Below are 18,251 nucleotides of genomic sequence, written 5' to 3'. Positions count from 1 at the left end.
GAAACCATGATCAACGCTATTCGGGTTCACCAGACCGGCGGTCCGGAAGTCCTGCAATATGAACAGATCGAGATCGGTGAGCCGGGAGCAGGTGAAGCCAAGGTGCGCCATGAGGCCATTGGGCTGAACTTCATCGACGTTTATTTCCGCACTGGGCTTTATAAGGCAGCGCAGATGCCGTTTACGCCCGGCAACGAGGGTGCGGGCATTGTCGTTGCTGTCGGCTCTGGCGTCGAAAACCTCAAAGTTGGTGATCGGGTTGCCTATGCAGCGACGCCCGGCTCCTATGCCGAAGAGCGCATTTTGCCTGCCGACAGGCTTGTTAAAGTACCTGACAGCATCGAACTGAAAACCGCTGCTGCCATGATGCTCAAGGGCATGACGGCGCAATATCTTCTGCGTCAGACCTTTGTTGTGAAGCCGGGACACACGATCCTGTTTCATGCGGCAGCAGGTGGCGTCGGGCTTATTGCCGGTCAATGGGCGAAGCATCTAGGTGCAACCGTTATCGGTACAGCCGGATCGGAAGAGAAGATCGCTCTGGCCAAAGCCCATGGGTATGACCATGTCATCAATTACCGCACTGAAAACTTCGTTGAACGTGTGAAGGAATTGACCGGCGGCGAGGGCGTAAATGTTGTCTATGATTCCGTGGGTCGCGACACCTATATGGGTTCGCTCGATGTTCTGAAGCCGCTGGGCATGTTTGCCTGCTTCGGCCAGTCATCCGGCGTTATTCCTCCGTTTGATCTCAATCTTCTCGCTCAGAAGGGTTCGCTCTTTGCGACCCGCCCAACGCTGTTTAATTACGTTGCAAAGCGAGCTGAACTCGAAAAGACGGCGAACGAGTTGTTCGATGTCGTCGCAAGTGGTGCAGTGAAGATAGAAATCAACCAGACCTATGCGCTAAAAGATGTGCGTAAAGCGCATGAAGACCTCGAAGCGCGCAAGACGACGGGTGCGAGTATTCTGCTTCCGTAATATAGAAGCTGTGAGCACGATCCCGAAAAGTTGCGAGGCTTTTTGGATCATAAATTGCGTGAAATGAATCGGCGGTGTGCATATGTCCTCCGCCGTTTTCTTTTTGGCTTTTCAAGAACGAACTTGCTGGATAAGGTCGTTCAAAAATAACCTTGGGGAACAATGTCAGCGCCTTTATCCGACCGGCCTCTTTTGGATGTCCGCCGGCTCACTAAAGTATTTGGTCAACTCAGAGCGTGCGATGCGGTAGATCTCGTCATCGAAGCTGGGGAAATACACGCCCTTTTGGGTGAAAACGGTGCTGGCAAATCCACATTCGTGAAAATGCTGTTCGGCGCGCTCCAGCCTCTGGAGGGCGAGATCGTCTGGAAAGGTCAGCCGGTAACGATCAACGAACCAGCTACGGCAAGAAAACTTGGCATCGGCATGGTTTTCCAGCATTTCTCGCTGTTTGACTCGCTCACTGCTGCCGAAAATATTGCGCTGTCGCTCGATGGTTCGCTGTCCCTTTCCGAAGTCGCCAAACGTGCGCGCGATGTGGGGCAGGCTTACGGTCTTCCGATTGATCCGCAAGCCCATGTCGGTGACCTCTCGGTCGGTGAACGCCAGCGTATCGAAATTGTGCGCTGCCTTTTGCAGGAACCAGACCTCATCATTCTTGACGAGCCGACATCGGTTCTCACACCGCAGGAAGCTGACCGCCTGTTTGAAACGCTGGAGCGTTTGAAGGCGGAAGGCAAGTCGATCCTTTATATCAGTCATCGCCTCGAAGAGGTGAAACGGCTTTGCGACCGCGCCACTGTGCTGCGTCACGGCAAAGTCGTCGCGCATTGTGATCCGAGGCAGGAAACGGCTGCATCGCTGGCCCGCATGATGGTCGGCAATGACATCAAGGTCGTAGCACGCAGCCCGATGGCAGCTTTAGAAGCACAGGCAGCGCCACTTTTTGAAATCAAAAACCTGTCTCAAGCTCCGCGCGGCCCGTTTTCGACTGCACTGAAAGACATTTCGCTCAGCATTAAAGCCGGTGAAGTTGTTGGTATTGCTGGCGTTGCCGGTAATGGGCAGGGCGAGTTCTTTGAAGCCATTTCGGGCGAGGTTCTGCAATCTACGCCCTCGGCGGTACGCATTCGTGGCACGGATGCTGGCAAACTTGACATTAGTGAGCGCCGCATGATGGGCGCAGCTTTTGTGCCGGAAGAGCGCCTTGGACATGGCGCGGTTCCAGCGCTGACGCTGACCGACAATCTTTTTCTTTCGCGCTATAAGACCGATGCGAAGGCCTTCATGCGCGGCGGCAAGTTGAAACTTATTGCCGAAAGCGCGCTGCGCTCGGCTGCAAAGCGCATCATCGATACAATGGATGTACGCAAGAGTGCGGAAAATCCGCCAGCTTCGGCCTTGTCGGGCGGTAATCTGCAGAAGTTCATCATCGGACGCGAGCTGGACCGTTCTCCCTCTGTAATGGTCGTCAATCAGCCGACATGGGGCGTGGATGCAGGCGCTGCGGCGCATATCCGGCAGGCTCTGGTTGATCTCGCCCGCTCGGGTTCAGCCGTGCTTGTGATTAGTCAGGATTTGGATGAACTGCTCGAAATCAGTGATCGTATTGCCGTGATGAACCATGGCGCGCTTTCCGATCCAATGCCTATCGCAGACGTAATGCTGGAAAAGATTGGCCTTCTGATGGGCGGCGTTTCCGGCTCGGATCAGGCGGGGGCAGCGTGATGCGTATTGAACTCGTAAAACGTCCGCAGCCTTCAAAAATCTTTAGCGCCGTTTCGCCGTTGCTGGCCTTGGCGCTTACGCTTGTTTTTGGTGGTATTGCCTTTGCGTTGATGGGCAAAGACCCGCTTCATGCGCTTTATGTCTTCTTTGTCGAACCTCTGTTTGACGTATGGTCGTGGCATGAGCTTCTGGTTAAGGCCACACCGCTTATTCTGATCGCTATTGGTCTTTGCGTCTGTTTTCAGTCCAACAACTGGAATATCGGCGCTGAAGGCCAGTTCATTATTGGCGCAATTACCGGTTCGATCCTGCCGGTGATGTTCCCCGATCTGCAGATGTGGATCGTATTGCCTTTGATGATGCTGATGGGCATGGCGGGTGGAGCTGCCTATGCCTCCATCCCGGCGCTTCTGAAAGTTCGCTTCAACACCAATGAAATTCTTACCAGCCTGATGCTGGTTTATGTCGCGCAATTGTTCCTCGACTGGTTGGTACGTGGTCCATGGCGCAATCCGGAAGGCTATAATTTTCCGGAAACCCGGCAGTTTAATCCAAGTGCGGTGCTGCCTGAAATCTGGAGTGCATCGGGCCGTGCCCATTGGGGCTTCATCTTTGCCATTGTTGCTGCGGTGCTGGTCTGGTTTCTGCTCGCCAAGACGCTGAAAGGCTTTGAGGTCAAGGTTATCGGCCAAAGCCCACGGGCAGGGCGCTTTGCAGGCTTCAGCCGTGGTAAGCTGGTCTTCTTCGTCTTTGCAGTTTCAGGCGCACTGGCTGGTCTTGCAGGTATCGCCGAAACCTCCGGTGCCATTGGCCAGCTACGCCCTGTCATCTCACCCGGATATGGCTTTACGGCGATTATCGTTGCCTTCCTTGGAAGGCTCAATCCGATTGGTGCGATTGCAGCCGGTTTTGTACTGGCACTTTCATACCTTGGCGGCGAGGCGGCACAGGTTGCCATCGGTATCTCCGAAAAGTCAGCGCGCGTGTTTCAGGGCATGATCCTGTTTTTCGTGCTCGCTTGCGACACGCTCATTCACTATCGCATCCGCTTTGTGGCGGGTCGCTCAGCAGGAAAGGCCTGATCAATGGATTTGACACAGGCAATCCTTCTCACCATCGCAACAGCTGCAACACCGTTGCTGATTGCAGCCATTGGTGAACTCGTTGTCGAACGCTCCGGCGTTTTGAACCTTGGCGTCGAAGGCATGATGCTGATGGGCGCTGTTTCGGGGTTTGCTGCCGCGCAGTTCACCGGCTCGGCGTGGCTCGGCATGATTGCCGCCATTCTGGTAGGCACGTTGTTTTCAGGCATTTTTGCTTTTCTGACACTGTCGCTTGTGACCAATCAGGTCGCAACGGGTCTGGCGCTCACTATTCTCGGCATTGGTGCCTCAGCCATGTTGGGCGAAAGCTTCGTCGGTATGCCGGGCGTGCGTCTGGGTGCGATCAGTATCCCATATCTCAGCGATATTCCTTATGTCGGCCGCTTCCTCTTCGGGCAGGATCCGATTTTCTACATATCCATATTGCTGGTGATTGGCGTGACATGGTTCCTCTTTCGCACGAGAGCAGGCCTGCAATTGCGCGCTATCGGTGACAATCACGGCTCAGCCCATGCGCTTGGTGTGCATGTGGTTCGCACGCGTTATCTCGCCGTGCTGTTTGGCGGCGCTTGTGCAGGGCTCGCGGGCGCGCAGCTGTCACTGGTTTATGTGCCTCAATGGGTGGAGAACATGTCGGCAGGGCGTGGCTGGATTGCACTTGCGCTCGTCGTGTTCGCCTCATGGCGTCCGTGGCGTGTTCTGATCGGCGCTTATCTTTTCGGTGCCGTAACCATTGGCCAGCTTCATGCGCAGGCGCTTGGTTTCGGTCTTCCGTCGCAGTTCCTTTCGGCCTTGCCTTATATCGCGACCATTGTGGTTCTGGTCATCATCTCACGCAACAGGCGTCTGACGATGATGAATACGCCTGCATCGCTCGGCAAACCTTTTGTGCCGGACAGGTAAATATGAGTTCTGAACGGCAGACCGGCTCCCACGGCCTGCCGTTTTGTTTTGAGGGTGACAACAAGGAGTGCAGGGAACATGAAAAAGACGCTGTTGGCGATTGCCACTGCAGCCAGCTTTATGGTTGGTGGGGCAGCACATGCAGAAGACAAGCTGAAAGTCGGCTTCATCTATATCGGACCTCCGGGAGATTTCGGCTGGACCTATCAGCACGATGTGGCCCGCAAGGAAATGATCGAAGCTCTTGGCGACAAGGTCGAAACGACCTTCCTCGAAAACGTACCGGAAGGTGCGGATGCCGAACGTTCGATCGAGCGTCTTGCTCGCGCAGGCAACAAGCTGATCTTCACGACCTCTTTCGGTTATATGGACCCAACCATCAAGGTTGCTGCCAAGTTCCCGGATGTGAAGTTTGAACACGCAACCGGTTACAAGACCGCAGACAACGTATCTGCTTACAATGCGCGCTTCTACGAAGGTCGCTATGTGCAGGGCGTTATCGCTGCCAAAATGTCGACCAAGGGCGTTGCTGGCTATATCGCTTCAGTTCCAGTGCCGGAAGTGGTGCAGGGCATCAATGCATTCATGCTCGGCGCTCAGTCGGTCAATCCTGACTTCAAGGTCAAGGTGATCTGGGTCAATTCATGGTTCGATCCAGGCAAGGAAGCAGATGCTGCCAAGGCACTGGTTGACCAGGGCGTGGATATCCTGACCCAGCACACGGATTCGACTGCTCCGATCCAGGTTGCGCATGAGCGTGGCATCAAGGCATTCGGTCAGGCTTCGGACATGATCAAGTTCGGCCCTGAAACCCAGCTCACAGCAATCGTGGATGATTGGGGCCCATACTATATCGACCGCGCCAAGGCCGCGCTTGACGGTTCGTGGAAGACGCAGAACATCTGGTGGGGCATGAAGCAAGGCCTCGTCAAGATGGCGCCTTACACCAACATGCCAGATGACGTTAAGAAACTGGCTGAAGAAACCGAAGCCAAGATCAAGTCGGGCGACTTCAAGCCATTTACCGGTCCTATCAAGAAGCAGGACGGTTCGGAGTGGCTCAAGGAAGGCGAGCAGGCTGACGACAAGACCCTGCTCGGTCTGAACTTCTACGTCGCAGGCGTTGACGATAAGCTGCCACAATAAGCAGTTTGAAGATCGAATAAGGAAGGGCGCTTGATGCGCCCTTTTTCTTTTTACATCAAGGAACTAGTTGAATTCATTAAAGCGACAGCTTCATGCCTTCATGACTGTCAACAAAACCGAGCGATTGATAAAAACGCAGGGCATCGGCGCGCGATTTATCGGTCGTCAATTGCACAAGTTCGCAACCACGTTCGCGGCATTTATCGATTGCCCACGCAATCATTTGTCGGCCTACGCCACCACCGCGTATATTGCTTGCTATACGCACACTCTCGATCTGCCCGCGCCACATGCCCTTGCGCGAAAGGCCGGGAATGAAGCTGAGCTGTAAGCAGCCGATTACTTGTTCATCCTGTTCAACCACAGCAAGCAGCTGGTTTGGGTCGCTTTCGATGGCGTTGAATGCATCAATGTAACACGCTTTCAATGGGTGGCTTGCATCTTCGCGTTTTGCTCCAAGTGCATCATCTGCAAGCATGGCAACAATCGCCGTCAGATCGGCCTGACTGGCTTTGCGGATGGATATTGCAGTATCGGTCATTGAGAACGTCCATGGGCTTTACAGCGGTTCCAGTTAAGACTGAATCGTTGGAGCCGCTGTAACTATTTGTTTTTACGCATTATCCGACGCAAAACCGGTTCCCACTTTTGCTGGAAATGCTTTAATTTGTAGGTATAAGCCTATTCGTTCACGCGCATTCCCGAAACCCTTCATAAACAAAAAGCCGGAGCGTAGCCCCGGCTTAAAGTCGTTCATTCAGGCTATTTTACTCAGCAGCGTCGGCAGGTGCTGCATTGAGCATGCCGTAGCGTTCTTCGCCAATCTTGGCGAGAAGGTCGAGCTGCGTTTCGAGGAAGTCGATGTGACCTTCTTCGTCAGCAAGCAGTTCGTCGAAAAGCTGCTTGGAAACGTAATCGCCGAGTTCGTCGCAAATCTCGCGCGACTTCTTGTAGGATGCGCGTGCATCATATTCGCCAGCCAGATCGGCTTCCAGAACTTCCTTGACGTTCTGGCCGATGCGCAGCGGAGCAACCGTCTGAAGGTTTGGATGACCTTCGAGGAAGATAATGCGGTCGATTAGCTTGTCAGCATGCTGCATTTCTTCGATGGATTCTTCACGTTCCTTCTTTGCAAGACGCGTGAAGCCCCAGTCGTTCAACAGACGATAGTGCAGCCAGTACTGGTTGACGGCGCCGAGCTCGAGAAACAGTGCCTCGTTAAGCCGCTCGATGACCTTTGGTTCGCCTTTCATTCCAAGAACTCCCGAATTTTTCTCGTAGAGAACGTACACGATCCATGAACTGGATGACGTTTTCGTCCATATGGTTGCGACGAAGATGGTATTCTTCGGTAACCCTTATGATGGTTTCTACGACGTTTGGGAAGCAGCCACAGCAACGGCCGCTCTTGGACATAGCGTTATAAACGGTGCCAGGGACAATCAACCGCCAGCAATCTTCATCGAGAAGTTGTATGACGACGGCTTCGATGTCTTTATCAGTAATAACATTGCAGCTGCAGACTAGCATGAGCAGTAAACTCCGGCATCTGCAATGCGATGTGAAAGTATATTATTCACAATACGGTTGGAATAAACCCGTTCGTTGCCTGCGAAGGCATCAGGAATACAGCTATCAGCTGCTACATTTATTTGTACGCGCGCTTGGCGCAACTCTGAACCGAACAATGGTTCCTCCAATTGCAGGGGTTAAAGGCCCGAACATCAAAGGTAAACTTCGATAAGTCTTTATAAAACCCACCGAATTAAGTCAGGTTATGGCTTTTGTGGGGTGGTTCTGTCAAATTTTATGTTTTTGAAACGTTCTAAAAATCAATAAGTTAGAATAATTCTAAATATGAGTTAACAGCCCATCTTTAAACATTAATTAGCATTTTCACCTGCTCAAAACGGGGCCATTTTGACCCCGTTTCAACTTTATGTGCCATTTCGCCGCACCGTGTGGAAAACACACTCAAACGAGCGATCAGATGCCTTCAACAGCCTCGAATCCCTCAAACTGAGGTGGGCCGGCATAAAGTGGCTTACGGTCGCCTGCATTGCGATGCGCGTTGCGGAACTGCTCTGATTTGGTCCAGAAGACAAAATCTTCACGCGTTTTCCAAACGGTGTGAGAGGAGTAGAGTGTGTAACCCTCATCTTCGTTGGTTGCGCCGCGCAGAAGGTTGAAGCTTTCGAAGCCCGGAAGCTCGGCGAGCTGGGAATCGCGGTTTCTCCAGACGGTTTCGAACTCGGCTTCGTTGCCGACGATAACCTTGAAGCGATTCATTGCTATGAACATTGCTGATCCTTTTCTTTGCAAAGATGGACTGGCTACAAAAATTCGTCAGGACAATCGCACAGATGATCTGTCGTGTCCTGTCGGTTTTCCGGCGAGTGCGGTGGTAGGGCCCGCACTCGCCGCGTCGTATCTCGGGATATGAAGGCCACAGCCGCGGTCAGAGTTGGGTGGACTTCGTAGACACGACGATTGGTTTCCGGGAGGCAACAACCTCCCGAATGTGATTAGAACTTCTGCGTCAGCGACAGCTTGAAGTAGCGGCCAGCTTCCGTGTAACGCTCTGAGATATTTGTGACCGTGCTGACGTTCATCGCGTCATAATAACCCTTATCGAAGATGTTATAGACGCCAGCCTGCAGGCGTGTTCCATTCAGCTGCTTTGGTTCCCACCAGCCGGTGAGATTCACAACACCGTATCCAGGAAGTCTACGCGTAGCGCTGCCCGCTCTGGTCGAAATGGTCTGGTTCAGGTAGGCGGCAGCAACCACACTGGTGTCAACGCCCCAGGTTTCAGCATTATATCCAACGCCGAATACGCCCTTGAACGGTTGCGACGATGACAATGCGATATCGTCGTCAAGGTTCATTGCTTTGGAATAAGCAAGGGTGCCATGGACATTGAAGCCATTAACGAAGTTGTGGTGCGCTTGGACCTCAATACCAGCGATGCGAGCCTTGTTCAGGTTACGGAAGGTCGTCAAGCCGTCTGGATATTCGTCGGTTGGGGTCGTTACAGTATCGATGAAGTTATTATAACGATTTGCAAAGACGGTGATTTTACCGCCGGAATCCTGATCGCCGAACTTGGCGCCTACATCAATGCCATAACCCGTTTCCGGCTTCAGGTCGGGATTACCGATAGTTCCGTAGCTTGCCGAAAGATACGTCACATAAAGCTGATCGATCTCAGGCGCTTTGTAGGTCGATGAAATCTGCGCGAAGAGTTCGAGAGCAGGCGCGGCTTGCCACGAGAAGCGGATTTTTGGTGATATGCGGCCGTCAGAATTATTATCATATCCGCTGATCGAGTCCGGCTCATACTTGAACCAGTCGAAGCGCAATCCTGGCGTGATTGCGAACGGAGTATCACCGATTTCGATACGATCTTCAGCGAACAGGCCAAGACGATAGGAATCTACGTCCGGTGTATCTGATTGATTAATATGCAGGAATGCACAGGTTGGGTTCTGAACACCGCGAATACAAGCATCGTCACCGGTAAACGACTGGGTGCTTTTTCCGATACTGAAATCACCACCAACAGTCAGCGAGTGATTGAGAATCCCAGTGTCGAAACCGAGGTTTGTGTAACCACTTGCGCCGTAGCGTTCATCCTCCAGCTTATAATGGCGGCTGAAAGGACCTGCGAGGGCGCCTTTGCGTATGGTGTCCGTACCATAAGAGCGCGTCATCTTTTGCCAGTAAACAGTTGCCCAGGCATTGTTTACAAGGCCATCGCCTTGGCCTTCATAACGATAGTCGAGCGATACACGATCGCGATCGTTTTTGCGGTTCTGATTGTAATCGCGATTGTTGTAGGTCGTGCCTGCGTCCGAATTCAGATTGGTGTCTGAATCATACCGATTGCGCTCGGCTGTTATGCCGATGGTGTGACCGCCTTCAAGCTCCTGACGTAGCTTGAACATCAGGTTGCTGCGGTCGTAATCTTTAGGATCTGCCTCGGTGCGTGCTGCGCCATATCCGCCGACGTCACCCGTTCCGCGAATTTCATGGCCGCGCTTATACGAGCCCTGAAACAGAACCGAGGTGTTCTGAATCTTCTGTGCAACCGCGCCAGAGCCGATGAAGGATCGGTCGGAGCCGTCGTAAGTCAGCTTTGCGATGCCGCCGAATGCTTTGCCCGGAGCAAGCAGGTCTTCCGGTTCCAGTGTTCTCAACGCGATCGCGCCGCCCATAGCGCCCGAGCCAAGACGGCTGGCATCTGCGCCGTAAAGCACGTCAAATGTGGAGAGAGCAGAAATATCATATGCATCGCTGCTGCCACCGCTCACATCGGTACGGATGGCTGCGTCGAGATAAGGAATAGGAATGCCGTCGATTGTCGTGAGTACGCGATCATCCTGAAGACCGCGAATGTTCACGCTACCGGTCGTAGCGCTGACGGCGAGGCCAGGTTCCAGCGTGTTGGACAGATCGCGGACGGAATCAATGTCCTTCTTGCGGATTTCGTCAGCGGTTGTGACGTTTGCCAAAGGTGTATCGGAAACCGATCCCTTTGTGCCGCGTGTGTTCTTGATAACAATAGGTTTCAGCTCGACGCCGTTGTTGTCAGTCGCTGCAGCTTGTTCCTGCGCGTATGCATTCGACGTCATTGCCAGAATTACAACAGCGAGACCTGTGCTCGCCAGAAATGACCGCGTCTGTTCCCCGTTTTTCGCCCGCATTGCCTTGGTTTCTCCTGAGGCCAAAGGAAGTCTCCCGCGCCCAAGAGGGAGCAAGAAGATCAATTGTTACAAATGGTTAGTTTCTCCTCATCCCGAGAGGAGCATTTGTGCTGGCTGGAAGGGACAACCTTCGGGCTTGCGCTGGAAAAAACAAGATTTAAACTTGACTCGTTTAATCCAGTAAGGCAGTGATTATAAAACATGACTTTCGATGTCAACTAATGATTTGTTTGGCATCCGGTCAGTTCACAAGACGGCTCCATAACTGGTGCAGAGGCAATAAAATGAATAGGCGAATCCATATCGACATGCAGGTGCGGTTGCCGCGTGAACGCGTCTCCAGCCGCATGCCCGAAATTCAATCCCGTCTTGAAACGGGCGGACAAGCTAAATCGCACGTTTCTGAACAGTCCTACGAGCCGCAGCTCAAAACTTATGGCAGCCGTGAACTCTTCAACGGCTCTCGTGAAGTGGCGATAGAGCACGGCGGCTCTCTCTATCGTTTGAAGATCACCCGTCAAGGCAAGCTCATCCTGAACAAATAGGCAAACAACAGATGACGACCCAGACCAAGCCCTCCCCAGAGCAGATACTCAAGGCACGGGCAGATAACCCGAAAATGCGTGAACGTGATTTTGCGCAGAGCCTCGGGATATCAGAGGCCGATTTCATTGCGGCTTACACCGGTGCAGATGCTGACAGCTCGATCTCCGCTCGCCGTATTCGCGCAGATGTGGAAACCTTGCTCAAACACGCCCCTTCGCTTGGTGAAGTCATGGCGTTGACACGCAATGAAAGCGCTGTGCACGAGAAGATCGGTCCATTTGAAAAGACGATCTGGGGACCGCATGCGTCGCTCACGCTCGGCAAGGAAATCGATCTCCGCATTTTCCCAAAGCACTGGGTGCATGGTTTTGCGGTTGCCAAGCTTGATGGCGAACACGTTCGCCGCAGCCTTCAGTTCTTTGATGCATCGGGCGAAGCCGTTCATAAAATTCATCTGCGTCCAGCTTCTAATCTGGAAGCCTACGAGCAGCTTGTTTCTGAACTGTTGCTCGATGATCAGACGCCTTCGATCGAAACAAAGCCTGTCGCTGCCAAGGCAGAAAAAGCCGATGTTTCGGCTATCGATGCCGATGCGTTCCGTGAACGCTGGGGCGCACTCACCGATGTTCACCAGTTTGTCGGTCTTCTGAAAGATTTCGGCGTTGATCGTCATCAGGCCGTGCATCTTGCTGGGCAGGATTTCGCATGGCGCGTTGATCTGTCTGCTGTCGAAGCGATGATGAACCATGTCGTTCAGGAACAGATTCCAATCATGTGTTTCGTTGGAAGCCGAGGCTGTATCCAGATTCACACCGGCAAGATTGCCGAAATCAAGACAATGGGTCCATGGCTCAATGTGCTTGATCCGACTTTCCATCTGCACCTTCGCGCCGATCATATCGCCAATGCCTGGGTTGTTCGTAAGCCAACCAAGGACGGTCATGTCACTTCGCTTGAGGCTTATGATGCCAATGGTGAGCTGATTATCCAGTTCTTCGGCGAGCGTCACGAGGGCGAAGCGGAACTGGCTGACTGGCGTATGATAGCGGAAAATCTGCCGCGCTTGCCGCAGTCGAACGCTGCTTAAAGAACAGGCGGCTAACTCCTTGTTTTGATGTGTATTCCGGATGTTTTTTCCGTTCGGAATACACACTAAGCCCAGTTTTATATGCACGTCATCATTGGAGAACGAGTTAGCTCGTTTCCAGGGCGTGCTTTAGGGAAGCGGAACATGTCAATCATTTCATCAAGCATCGGTCGTTGCGCGGCGCTGGCGGTTATTGTCGCTTCTGTTGCTTTTGGCGGTGTCGCAAAAGCCGATACGGTTGAGAAAATCACCGATACGTCACGTCTGGTGTCCATCGGCGGTTCTGTCACCGAAATCGTCTATGCGCTTGGCGCGGGCGATAAGCTCGTCGCTCGTGATCAAACCAGTAGCTATCCGGAAGAAGCTCGAAAACTGGTTGATGTCGGCTATATGCGCCGTCTTTCGCCGGAAGGTGTTCTTTCAGTCAATCCTACGGGTATTTTGATGCTTGAGGGCAGTGGTCCTCCAGAAGCGCTTGAAGTGCTGAAAAAAGCTTCGGTTCCGATGGTTGTTATTCCCGAAGAGCATACCGGCGAAAGCGTGATTGCCAAGATTGAAGCCGTCGGCAAGGCGCTTGGTCTGGAAGATAAAGCCAAAGCGCTCGCAGCTGACGTATCGCGGGATCTGGAAGCTGCGCAGAAAATTTCAGCAAACCAGAATCCGCGCAAGCGCGTGCTGTTCATCATGTCGGCTCAGGAAGGGCGCATTATGGCGTCCGGTACGGGCACAGGTGCCAATGGCATCATCACCCTTGCGGGCGGTGTGAACGCAATCGACTCTTATCAGGGTTATAAGCAGCTCACCGATGAAGCCGTTGAGAAGGCTGCTCCTGATCTGATCCTCACCATGAATATTGGCAAGGATAGCGTTCAGAAGGAAGATCTGCTGAAGAACCCGGCTCTTGCTAATTCGCCTGCTGGACGCAGCGGTAACATCGTTCAGATGGATTCACTCTATCTGCTCGGCTTTGGTCCACGCACAGGCGCTGCCAGCCGTGAATTGTCTGAAAAGCTCTATGGCAAGCAGGCTGCAAACTAAAACATATGCCTGTCGAGCGTCATTGCCGGCAGGCATATCGCGGAAACCCGCAATAAGGACATATCGAAATGACCAGCCAAGACCGCGTGGCAAAACCCGGGGGCTTTGCCGTGCGTGATCAAGCCAACGATAGTCATGCCGGAGATCGCTCCGCGCGCGCTCGTTTGGCTATCGCAATTCTCGCTGTTGCGCTTTGCATAACCGCACTGTTCAGCCTGACTGCGGGTGCTTCCGACGCCTCTGTTATGAGCGTTTTGCGCGAACTGGTTTTTGGAACGCAAGAAAGTGCAGACGCATTCCGGCGTGACCATCTGATCATTATGGAAATTCGTCTACCGCGCATCATCATGGGAATACTGGTTGGCGCTTCGCTTGCCGTTTCCGGTGCCGTTATGCAGGGCTTGTTCCGCAATCCGCTTGCTGATCCGGGACTTGTTGGTGTTTCCGCAGGTGCCAGCCTCGGTGCGGTTTCAATGATTGTCTTGGGTGGAACAGCACTTGCTCCGCTTTATCTGTTGCTCGGTCTTTACGCCCTGCCTCTCGCTGCATTTTTTGGTGGCCTGATAACCACGCTTATCCTTTATCGCGTGGCGACGCGGCGCGGACGCACCTCTGTCGCTACGATGCTTCTGGCTGGTATCGCGCTTGGCGCTCTGACAGGTGCTGCCACTGGCGCTCTCGTCTATATTTCTGATGATCGACAGTTGCGTGATCTGACCTTCTGGGGGCTTGGCTCGCTGGCAGGTGCTACTTGGGGCAAGATCGGCACGGCTGGCCCGATTATCATGGTCATACTTTTTGCGACACCGTTTCTGTCGCGGGGTCTTAATGCGCTCGCGTTGGGTGAGGCGGCAGCCGGCCATCTTGGTATTCCTGTGCAGCGGATTAAAAACGTCGCAATCGTAACTGTTGCTGCGGCGACGGGTGCGACGGTCGCAATATCCGGCGGCATCGGCTTTATCGGCATTGTCGTGCCGCATATGCTGCGCTTGAGCATTGGTCCGGATCACCGTTACTTGTTGCCTTCCGCAGCACTGCTCGGCGCAATCATGCTTTTGCTTGCAGATGCGGTAAGCCGCACCATTGTTGCACCTGCCGAATTGCCGATTGGCATCATTACGGCTGTGTGCGGCGCTCCATTCTTCCTCTGGATATTGCTGCGCCAGCGCGGCGTTCTTGATCTGTGAGGCGCTAAATGATCGAAACCAAAAACCTAAGTGTTTCTATCGGCAATAAGCCGATTATAGAGAATATCAATTTTGTCGCGCGTCCTGGCGAAGTGACAGCGATTGTTGGGCCTAACGGTTCCGGCAAGACGACGCTGCTGCGCGCGCTTTCCGGTGATATTACTTATACGGGTTCTGCTTATCTGGATGGCGAGGATTTTGCAGGGATCAAGCCCTGGCGTATGGCTGCGCGCCGGGCTGTGCTGCCGCAAGCCAGCGCTTTGTCGTTTCCTTTTACTGTCCGCGAGATCGTCCATATCGGTTTGACGGGTGGTTTCAGCGGCGTAACTGGTGCAGAGCAGGAGAAGTTGCCCGATCTTGCATTGCAGAAGGTTGATCTCGCAGGCTTCAGCGGTAGGCTTTATCAGGAGCTTTCGGGAGGTGAACAGCAACGGGTGCAGCTTGCACGCGTGCTTTGTCAGGTCTGGAAGCCAGTCGTGGATGGAAAACCGCGTTATCTGTTTCTGGATGAGCCTATTTCTAGCCTCGATATCAAGCATCAGATCACAGTTATGGAAATTGCACGCGATTTCGCGGCCGCTGGTGGCGGCGTGATTGCTATCCTTCACGATCTCAATCTGACTGCCATGTTCGCCGACAGCATCGCTGTCATGCACAAGGGCAAACTTGATACCATCGGCACGCCACAACATGCGCTGACTGATGATCGGTTGGAGCGGGTTTATGAGTGCTCTCTAAGGGTCGGTGTACCGCCAGCGCAAGGCGTGCCATTCGTGTTGCCGCAATCGGCCTATGCCGCGGCACTCTGAAAAGTTTGAGACAAACAAAAAGGCTGAGAACCTGCCCGGTTCTCAGCCTTGTTTTATTCAACCACGCTGCAAATCAGCTGGCAACACGTTCCGCTTCGAGATCTTCATCAAGACCGAGCAGCACGCGAACATTTGGACGCGCCTTAACCAGATCCGAGATGCTATACTTCATCAATACGCCGAAGAACGCATTGAGTGCTTCACGCAGGGCTGAGTTAAGGCCACAGCTATCGACAAGCGGGCATTCTGTTGCGTCGTTCTCGAAGCATTCTGCCATGGCGAAGTTTTCTTCAGTCACGCGCACGACATCGAACAGCGAAATATCCTTGGCAGCGCGTCCGAGACGCACACCACCGTTACGGCCACGTACAGTCTCAACCAGTCCGTTTTCGACAAGTGGCTGCAAAATCTTGAAGAGGAAAAGCTCCGAAACGCCATAAGCGCGGGCAATTTCCGGAACGCGGCTCAGTTTGCCGTCATTGGCGGCACAATACATAAGCATGCGAATGGCATAATTCGTCTGACGAGTAAGACGCATTGATTATTCCTTTCAGCACATCCTCAAGCCTTCCTTATGGACCTACCCACGGAAAACTCTGCTTTTGGTTACGTCACAACCCCATCAGGCTCCTCCGGAGCCCGGAGATTTCAGGGATATGTGCCAAGCGAGTGCATTCACTTCGAATCCACTTTAGAACTATTCTTAAAATATATGAAGTGTTTTATCACCTTTAAAGGGCAAAAAAGCACTTCATTTCATCACGTCATCGCGATTAGATAATCCGGGCAACACTTGCCTTACTGGCAAACATCAATCCATTCAGCCGAAACAAGCTCGGCCATTTTCTGCGGTGCGATCCGCACTGCACTGTTTGTAGCCCCGGCGGCCGGAACGACTTCCTCGAAAGTCTTGAGCGACAAATCGCAATAAACGGGCAGGGCGCTAGGCAATCCAAACGGGCAAACACCACCGACCGGATGACTTGTTTCATTCAAGACGCTTTCTGCATCCAACATGCGCGGCTTGGTTCCGAACTGGTCCTTGAACTTGCGATTATCGATACGCGCATCTCCCCGCGTCACGATAAGTATGGTCTGATCTTTCGCTGCAAATGACAGTGTCTTTGCGATCTGTCCCGGTTCCACACCATGCGCCTCGGCGGCGAGGGCGACTGTCGCCGTACTGGTTGGCAGTTCAATCACTTTGATTTCGGGTGCCTTGTCTGCGAAAAACGCCTTGACCGATTCCAGGCTCATACGTTCCCTTTTCTTTATGACTATTATTCTCAAGTTTATGCTTCATTAACCTGAAGAGCAAGGCTATCAGTCATTTAATCGAGGATGACATCAAGTGGCAGATTGACGCTGCTGTTTGATAACGATAAAGAGGCGTTCACATCTGCTTCGTGCAGATGCGGAGGGGTGGCCGAGCGGTTTAAGGCACCGGTCTTGAAAACCGGCGTGCGAGAGATCGTACCGTGGGTTCGAATCCCACCCCCTCCGCCATTTTCCCCATTTCTCAGCCGTGTATCGAGCGTCTTTCATAACGAAATACGTCATATGACGTATGTGTCGTTTGCTGGTCTCCAACTAAGGTCGCGCTGGGTTGTGCGTGTCGCGCGCCAGCATGATCTCCGAGTAACGACTCACGGCGCGTTTGGCTTCAGCCAATATTGGAGGGCGAAATGAAAACGATTTCACTAACGACGATTGCATCATTAATGATCGCAAGTTCTGCGCTGGCTGCCGCACCTGCGAGTATTGAGACGGTGTCTAAAGCTGAAAAGCAGGGGAACGAAACTTTGATTCAATTGGCTGTAGGCAAAAGCCGGCCGGGAACCATAACCGGACCAGCTGGTGGACAACCATTCCTTGGCGGAAGAAGCATTTTTGGTTAAACTATCGCAGGCTCGTGTAGCATCTTATGCGACGAGCTTGCGCTTTCTTTTTTCTAAGCTGTTTTGCTCTCGCCAAGCGGCAGGGTTTGATGAAGTGACACGGCGAAACTCTCGATTGAAGTTAGACTTCGTTTGAAAGCCTGATTCCAACATAATCATCGTCACTGACATTTCGGTTTCCCGTAAAAGTCGGCAAGCCTCGGCAATACGAAATTCATTGATATATTGAGATACGTTCTTGCCGGTTAGCCGATTGATACCGCCCGATATTTGACGCGTTGGCAGACCGACTTTTCGCGCCAGCCGAATAAGGGTCAGGTTTTCATCCAGATAGAGCTTGTTCTGTGCGAGGATGTTTTCGACGCGAGCCAAAGTATCTCGGTCTTGTTCGATATCATTCTTGTCGAGGGGTCGCTCATCCAGACCGGATGCAGCGGGTTGAGCGCGGCTTGCGACCAGAGCCGTGAGTGCCACAAACAGGAGCCCAAGAAGATTGGCGTTGCTCACAATCAGCGCCGAATTTCTGCCGTTTGCCCATTCAAAATCCATCAGAATTGCAAAGTCGAATAAAGCAGAAATGCATAGTGAAACAGCCGCAATTATCAACGCTCGATGAGCAGAAATTGCACTGTCAAATCGTGCTTCATCCAAGGCATCAGGACCGGCGCGTGCAAGATTAAGCAGAGCAATAGCAAAACCGACGAACAGGATAATCAGGGCTGCGTCCAGCAACGCAGGCAGAATGAGCAATATGAATATGATCGCTATCGGGAAAGCCGCGACCTTCCAGAGATTGCGGTCGCTCAAACGTTTGTTATCGTTATGTATTAGGCTGCGAAAGCTTGCGTAAACGAGCGGTGGCAAACAGCTTGCGATAATCGGCATCAGATAGCGGACTTCCTCGACGCCATAACCCCAGCGAACACCAACGGCTGCTGACTGCACGGCGCACAAAGCGACCAGCAGTTGGAACGGGTTGCCTGCAATCGCTTTATCCTGATTGCGCCACATGGCAACCAGAAGGATCAGCTGCAGAAGGGCAACGACAAAGGGTAATGGTACGAAAATCAAAAGCGTTCTCGCGATCTAAAGGGCGAAAGATCGCCGATCAATGATCTA

19 protein-coding genes and 1 tRNA gene are annotated in these 18,251 nt (G+C 52.8%); 12 read left to right on the top strand and 8 right to left on the bottom strand.

Annotation, left to right across the window (positions count from 1 at the left end):
- Positions 1-6: 6 nt before the first annotated feature.
- The 5 genes from ABWV94_RS13370 (at position 7) to ABWV94_RS13350 (ending at position 5,861) form a co-directional block, all read left to right on the top strand.
- Positions 7-981: a quinone oxidoreductase family protein gene (locus ABWV94_RS13370; RefSeq protein ID WP_105519476.1), complete on the top strand. Its 975-nt coding sequence runs from the start codon at positions 7-9 to the stop codon at positions 979-981.
- 162 nt (positions 982-1,143) lie between these two features.
- Entirely contained in the window at positions 1,144-2,709 is a 1,566-nt protein-coding gene (locus ABWV94_RS13365) for an ABC transporter ATP-binding protein (protein ID WP_353413879.1), read from the top strand.
- Complete coding sequence (locus ABWV94_RS13360) at positions 2,709-3,791, top strand: ABC transporter permease (protein ID WP_079212988.1); 1,083 nt, start codon at positions 2,709-2,711, stop codon at positions 3,789-3,791. The genes ABWV94_RS13365 and ABWV94_RS13360 overlap by 1 nt, the downstream gene beginning before the upstream one ends.
- A gap of 3 nt (positions 3,792-3,794) precedes the next feature.
- Complete coding sequence (locus tag ABWV94_RS13355) at positions 3,795-4,715, top strand: ABC transporter permease (protein WP_064321619.1); 921 nt, start codon at positions 3,795-3,797, stop codon at positions 4,713-4,715.
- A gap of 78 nt (positions 4,716-4,793) precedes the next feature.
- Complete coding sequence (locus ABWV94_RS13350) at positions 4,794-5,861, top strand: BMP family ABC transporter substrate-binding protein (RefSeq protein WP_353413876.1); 1,068 nt, start codon at positions 4,794-4,796, stop codon at positions 5,859-5,861.
- 76 nt (positions 5,862-5,937) lie between these two features.
- On the opposite strand, the gene ABWV94_RS13345 is transcribed toward ABWV94_RS13350, so the two are convergent.
- From ABWV94_RS13345 to ABWV94_RS13325, 5 genes are all read right to left on the bottom strand, one after another.
- Complete coding sequence (locus ABWV94_RS13345; RefSeq protein ID WP_112805918.1) at positions 5,938-6,402, bottom strand: GNAT family N-acetyltransferase; 465 nt, start codon at positions 6,400-6,402, stop codon at positions 5,938-5,940.
- 226 nt (positions 6,403-6,628) lie between these two features.
- Entirely contained in the window at positions 6,629-7,114 is a 486-nt protein-coding gene (bfr, locus tag ABWV94_RS13340) for a bacterioferritin (RefSeq protein ID WP_007878888.1), read from the bottom strand.
- Positions 7,080-7,391 carry a (2Fe-2S)-binding protein gene (locus tag ABWV94_RS13335; RefSeq protein WP_083898663.1) on the bottom strand — a complete coding sequence of 104 codons (312 nt, stop codon included), beginning with the start codon at positions 7,389-7,391 and terminating at the stop codon, positions 7,080-7,082. Before ABWV94_RS13335 ends, bfr begins: the two co-directional genes overlap by 35 nt.
- A 456-nt stretch (positions 7,392-7,847) precedes the next feature.
- On the bottom strand, positions 7,848-8,162 hold the full coding sequence (hmuQ, locus tag ABWV94_RS13330; RefSeq protein WP_312472968.1) for a heme-degrading protein HmuQ: 315 nt from the start codon (positions 8,160-8,162) through the stop codon (positions 7,848-7,850).
- Positions 8,163-8,386: 224 nt separating this feature from the next.
- The gene (locus tag ABWV94_RS13325) at positions 8,387-10,567 is read right to left on the bottom strand and encodes a TonB-dependent hemoglobin/transferrin/lactoferrin family receptor (RefSeq protein WP_353413873.1); all 2,181 of its coding nucleotides are present in this window, start codon (positions 10,565-10,567) and stop codon (positions 8,387-8,389) included.
- 284 nt (positions 10,568-10,851) lie between these two features.
- Here ABWV94_RS13325 and hemP point away from each other — a divergent pair, with 284 nt between their 5' ends.
- The 5 genes from hemP to ABWV94_RS13300 all read left to right on the top strand — a co-directional run bounded on the left by hemP (position 10,852) and on the right by ABWV94_RS13300 (position 15,234).
- Complete coding sequence (gene hemP, locus ABWV94_RS13320; RefSeq protein WP_039860725.1) at positions 10,852-11,112, top strand: hemin uptake protein HemP; 261 nt, start codon at positions 10,852-10,854, stop codon at positions 11,110-11,112.
- Positions 11,113-11,123: 11 nt separating this feature from the next.
- Positions 11,124-12,200 carry a hemin-degrading factor gene (locus ABWV94_RS13315; RefSeq protein ID WP_200638345.1) on the top strand — a complete coding sequence of 359 codons (1,077 nt, stop codon included), beginning with the start codon at positions 11,124-11,126 and terminating at the stop codon, positions 12,198-12,200.
- 144 nt (positions 12,201-12,344) lie between these two features.
- The gene (locus ABWV94_RS13310) at positions 12,345-13,238 is read left to right on the top strand and encodes a heme/hemin ABC transporter substrate-binding protein (RefSeq protein ID WP_007878905.1); all 894 of its coding nucleotides are present in this window, start codon (positions 12,345-12,347) and stop codon (positions 13,236-13,238) included.
- Between the two features lie 68 nt (positions 13,239-13,306).
- Positions 13,307-14,425 carry a FecCD family ABC transporter permease gene (locus ABWV94_RS13305; RefSeq protein WP_064321625.1) on the top strand — a complete coding sequence of 373 codons (1,119 nt, stop codon included), beginning with the start codon at positions 13,307-13,309 and terminating at the stop codon, positions 14,423-14,425.
- An 8-nt stretch (positions 14,426-14,433) separates the two neighbouring features.
- The gene (locus ABWV94_RS13300) at positions 14,434-15,234 is read left to right on the top strand and encodes a heme ABC transporter ATP-binding protein (RefSeq protein WP_007878910.1); all 801 of its coding nucleotides are present in this window, start codon (positions 14,434-14,436) and stop codon (positions 15,232-15,234) included.
- A gap of 73 nt (positions 15,235-15,307) precedes the next feature.
- Here the strand turns inward: ABWV94_RS13300 and rirA are convergent, their stop codons facing one another.
- Together rirA and ABWV94_RS13290 are read right to left on the bottom strand one after the other, a co-directional pair.
- Positions 15,308-15,772, bottom strand: coding sequence for an iron-responsive transcriptional regulator RirA (gene rirA / locus ABWV94_RS13295; protein ID WP_007878913.1), 465 nt, complete (start codon positions 15,770-15,772; stop codon positions 15,308-15,310).
- 260 nt (positions 15,773-16,032) lie between these two features.
- Positions 16,033-16,491 carry a YbaK/EbsC family protein gene (locus ABWV94_RS13290; RefSeq protein ID WP_353413870.1) on the bottom strand — a complete coding sequence of 153 codons (459 nt, stop codon included), beginning with the start codon at positions 16,489-16,491 and terminating at the stop codon, positions 16,033-16,035.
- 159 nt (positions 16,492-16,650) lie between these two features.
- Here ABWV94_RS13290 and ABWV94_RS13285 point away from each other — a divergent pair.
- Both ABWV94_RS13285 and ABWV94_RS13280 read left to right on the top strand, forming a co-directional pair.
- Positions 16,651-16,740 (top strand) — tRNA-Ser (locus tag ABWV94_RS13285).
- Between the two features lie 179 nt (positions 16,741-16,919).
- Positions 16,920-17,132 (top strand): hypothetical protein, encoded by a 213-nt coding sequence (locus ABWV94_RS13280; protein WP_105519485.1) that lies wholly within the window; start codon positions 16,920-16,922, stop codon positions 17,130-17,132.
- 24 nt (positions 17,133-17,156) lie between these two features.
- Here the strand turns inward: ABWV94_RS13280 and ABWV94_RS13275 are convergent, their stop codons facing one another.
- Positions 17,157-18,203 carry a helix-turn-helix domain-containing protein gene (locus ABWV94_RS13275; RefSeq protein ID WP_353413868.1) on the bottom strand — a complete coding sequence of 349 codons (1,047 nt, stop codon included), beginning with the start codon at positions 18,201-18,203 and terminating at the stop codon, positions 17,157-17,159.
- Positions 18,204-18,251: the final 48 nt, after the last annotated feature.

Source organism: Brucella sp. NBRC 12953 (genome assembly GCF_040369775.1).
Lineage (GTDB): Bacteria > Pseudomonadota > Alphaproteobacteria > Rhizobiales > Rhizobiaceae > Brucella > Brucella pseudogrignonensis.
Note: the sequence above shows the minus strand (reverse complement) of the source record. Positions and strands in the feature narration are given on the sequence as shown.

Bases quoted from the DNA above. Each gene is read 5' to 3' on its own strand.
- bfr (WP_007878888.1), bottom strand. From the start codon at position 7,114: ATGAAAGGCGAACCAAAGGTCATCGAGCGGCTTAACGAGGCACTGTTT.
- hmuQ (WP_312472968.1), bottom strand. From the start codon at position 8,162: ATGTTCATAGCAATGAATCGCTTCAAGGTTATCGTCGGCAACGAAGCC.
- ABWV94_RS13370 (WP_105519476.1), top strand. From the start codon at position 7: ATGATCAACGCTATTCGGGTTCACCAGACCGGCGGTCCGGAAGTCCTG.
- ABWV94_RS13365 (WP_353413879.1), top strand. From the start codon at position 1,144: ATGTCAGCGCCTTTATCCGACCGGCCTCTTTTGGATGTCCGCCGGCTC.
- ABWV94_RS13310 (WP_007878905.1), top strand. From the start codon at position 12,345: ATGTCAATCATTTCATCAAGCATCGGTCGTTGCGCGGCGCTGGCGGTT.
- ABWV94_RS13315 (WP_200638345.1), top strand. From the start codon at position 11,124: ATGACGACCCAGACCAAGCCCTCCCCAGAGCAGATACTCAAGGCACGG.
- ABWV94_RS13335 (WP_083898663.1), bottom strand. From the start codon at position 7,391: ATGCTAGTCTGCAGCTGCAATGTTATTACTGATAAAGACATCGAAGCC.
- rirA (WP_007878913.1), bottom strand. From the start codon at position 15,772: ATGCGTCTTACTCGTCAGACGAATTATGCCATTCGCATGCTTATGTAT.
- hemP (WP_039860725.1), top strand. From the start codon at position 10,852: ATGAATAGGCGAATCCATATCGACATGCAGGTGCGGTTGCCGCGTGAA.
- ABWV94_RS13290 (WP_353413870.1), bottom strand. From the start codon at position 16,491: ATGAGCCTGGAATCGGTCAAGGCGTTTTTCGCAGACAAGGCACCCGAA.
- ABWV94_RS13305 (WP_064321625.1), top strand. From the start codon at position 13,307: ATGACCAGCCAAGACCGCGTGGCAAAACCCGGGGGCTTTGCCGTGCGT.
- ABWV94_RS13325 (WP_353413873.1), bottom strand. From the start codon at position 10,567: ATGCGGGCGAAAAACGGGGAACAGACGCGGTCATTTCTGGCGAGCACA.
- ABWV94_RS13300 (WP_007878910.1), top strand. From the start codon at position 14,434: ATGATCGAAACCAAAAACCTAAGTGTTTCTATCGGCAATAAGCCGATT.
- ABWV94_RS13350 (WP_353413876.1), top strand. From the start codon at position 4,794: ATGAAAAAGACGCTGTTGGCGATTGCCACTGCAGCCAGCTTTATGGTT.
- ABWV94_RS13345 (WP_112805918.1), bottom strand. From the start codon at position 6,402: ATGACCGATACTGCAATATCCATCCGCAAAGCCAGTCAGGCCGATCTG.
- ABWV94_RS13355 (WP_064321619.1), top strand. From the start codon at position 3,795: ATGGATTTGACACAGGCAATCCTTCTCACCATCGCAACAGCTGCAACA.
- ABWV94_RS13280 (WP_105519485.1), top strand. From the start codon at position 16,920: ATGAAAACGATTTCACTAACGACGATTGCATCATTAATGATCGCAAGT.
- ABWV94_RS13360 (WP_079212988.1), top strand. From the start codon at position 2,709: ATGCGTATTGAACTCGTAAAACGTCCGCAGCCTTCAAAAATCTTTAGC.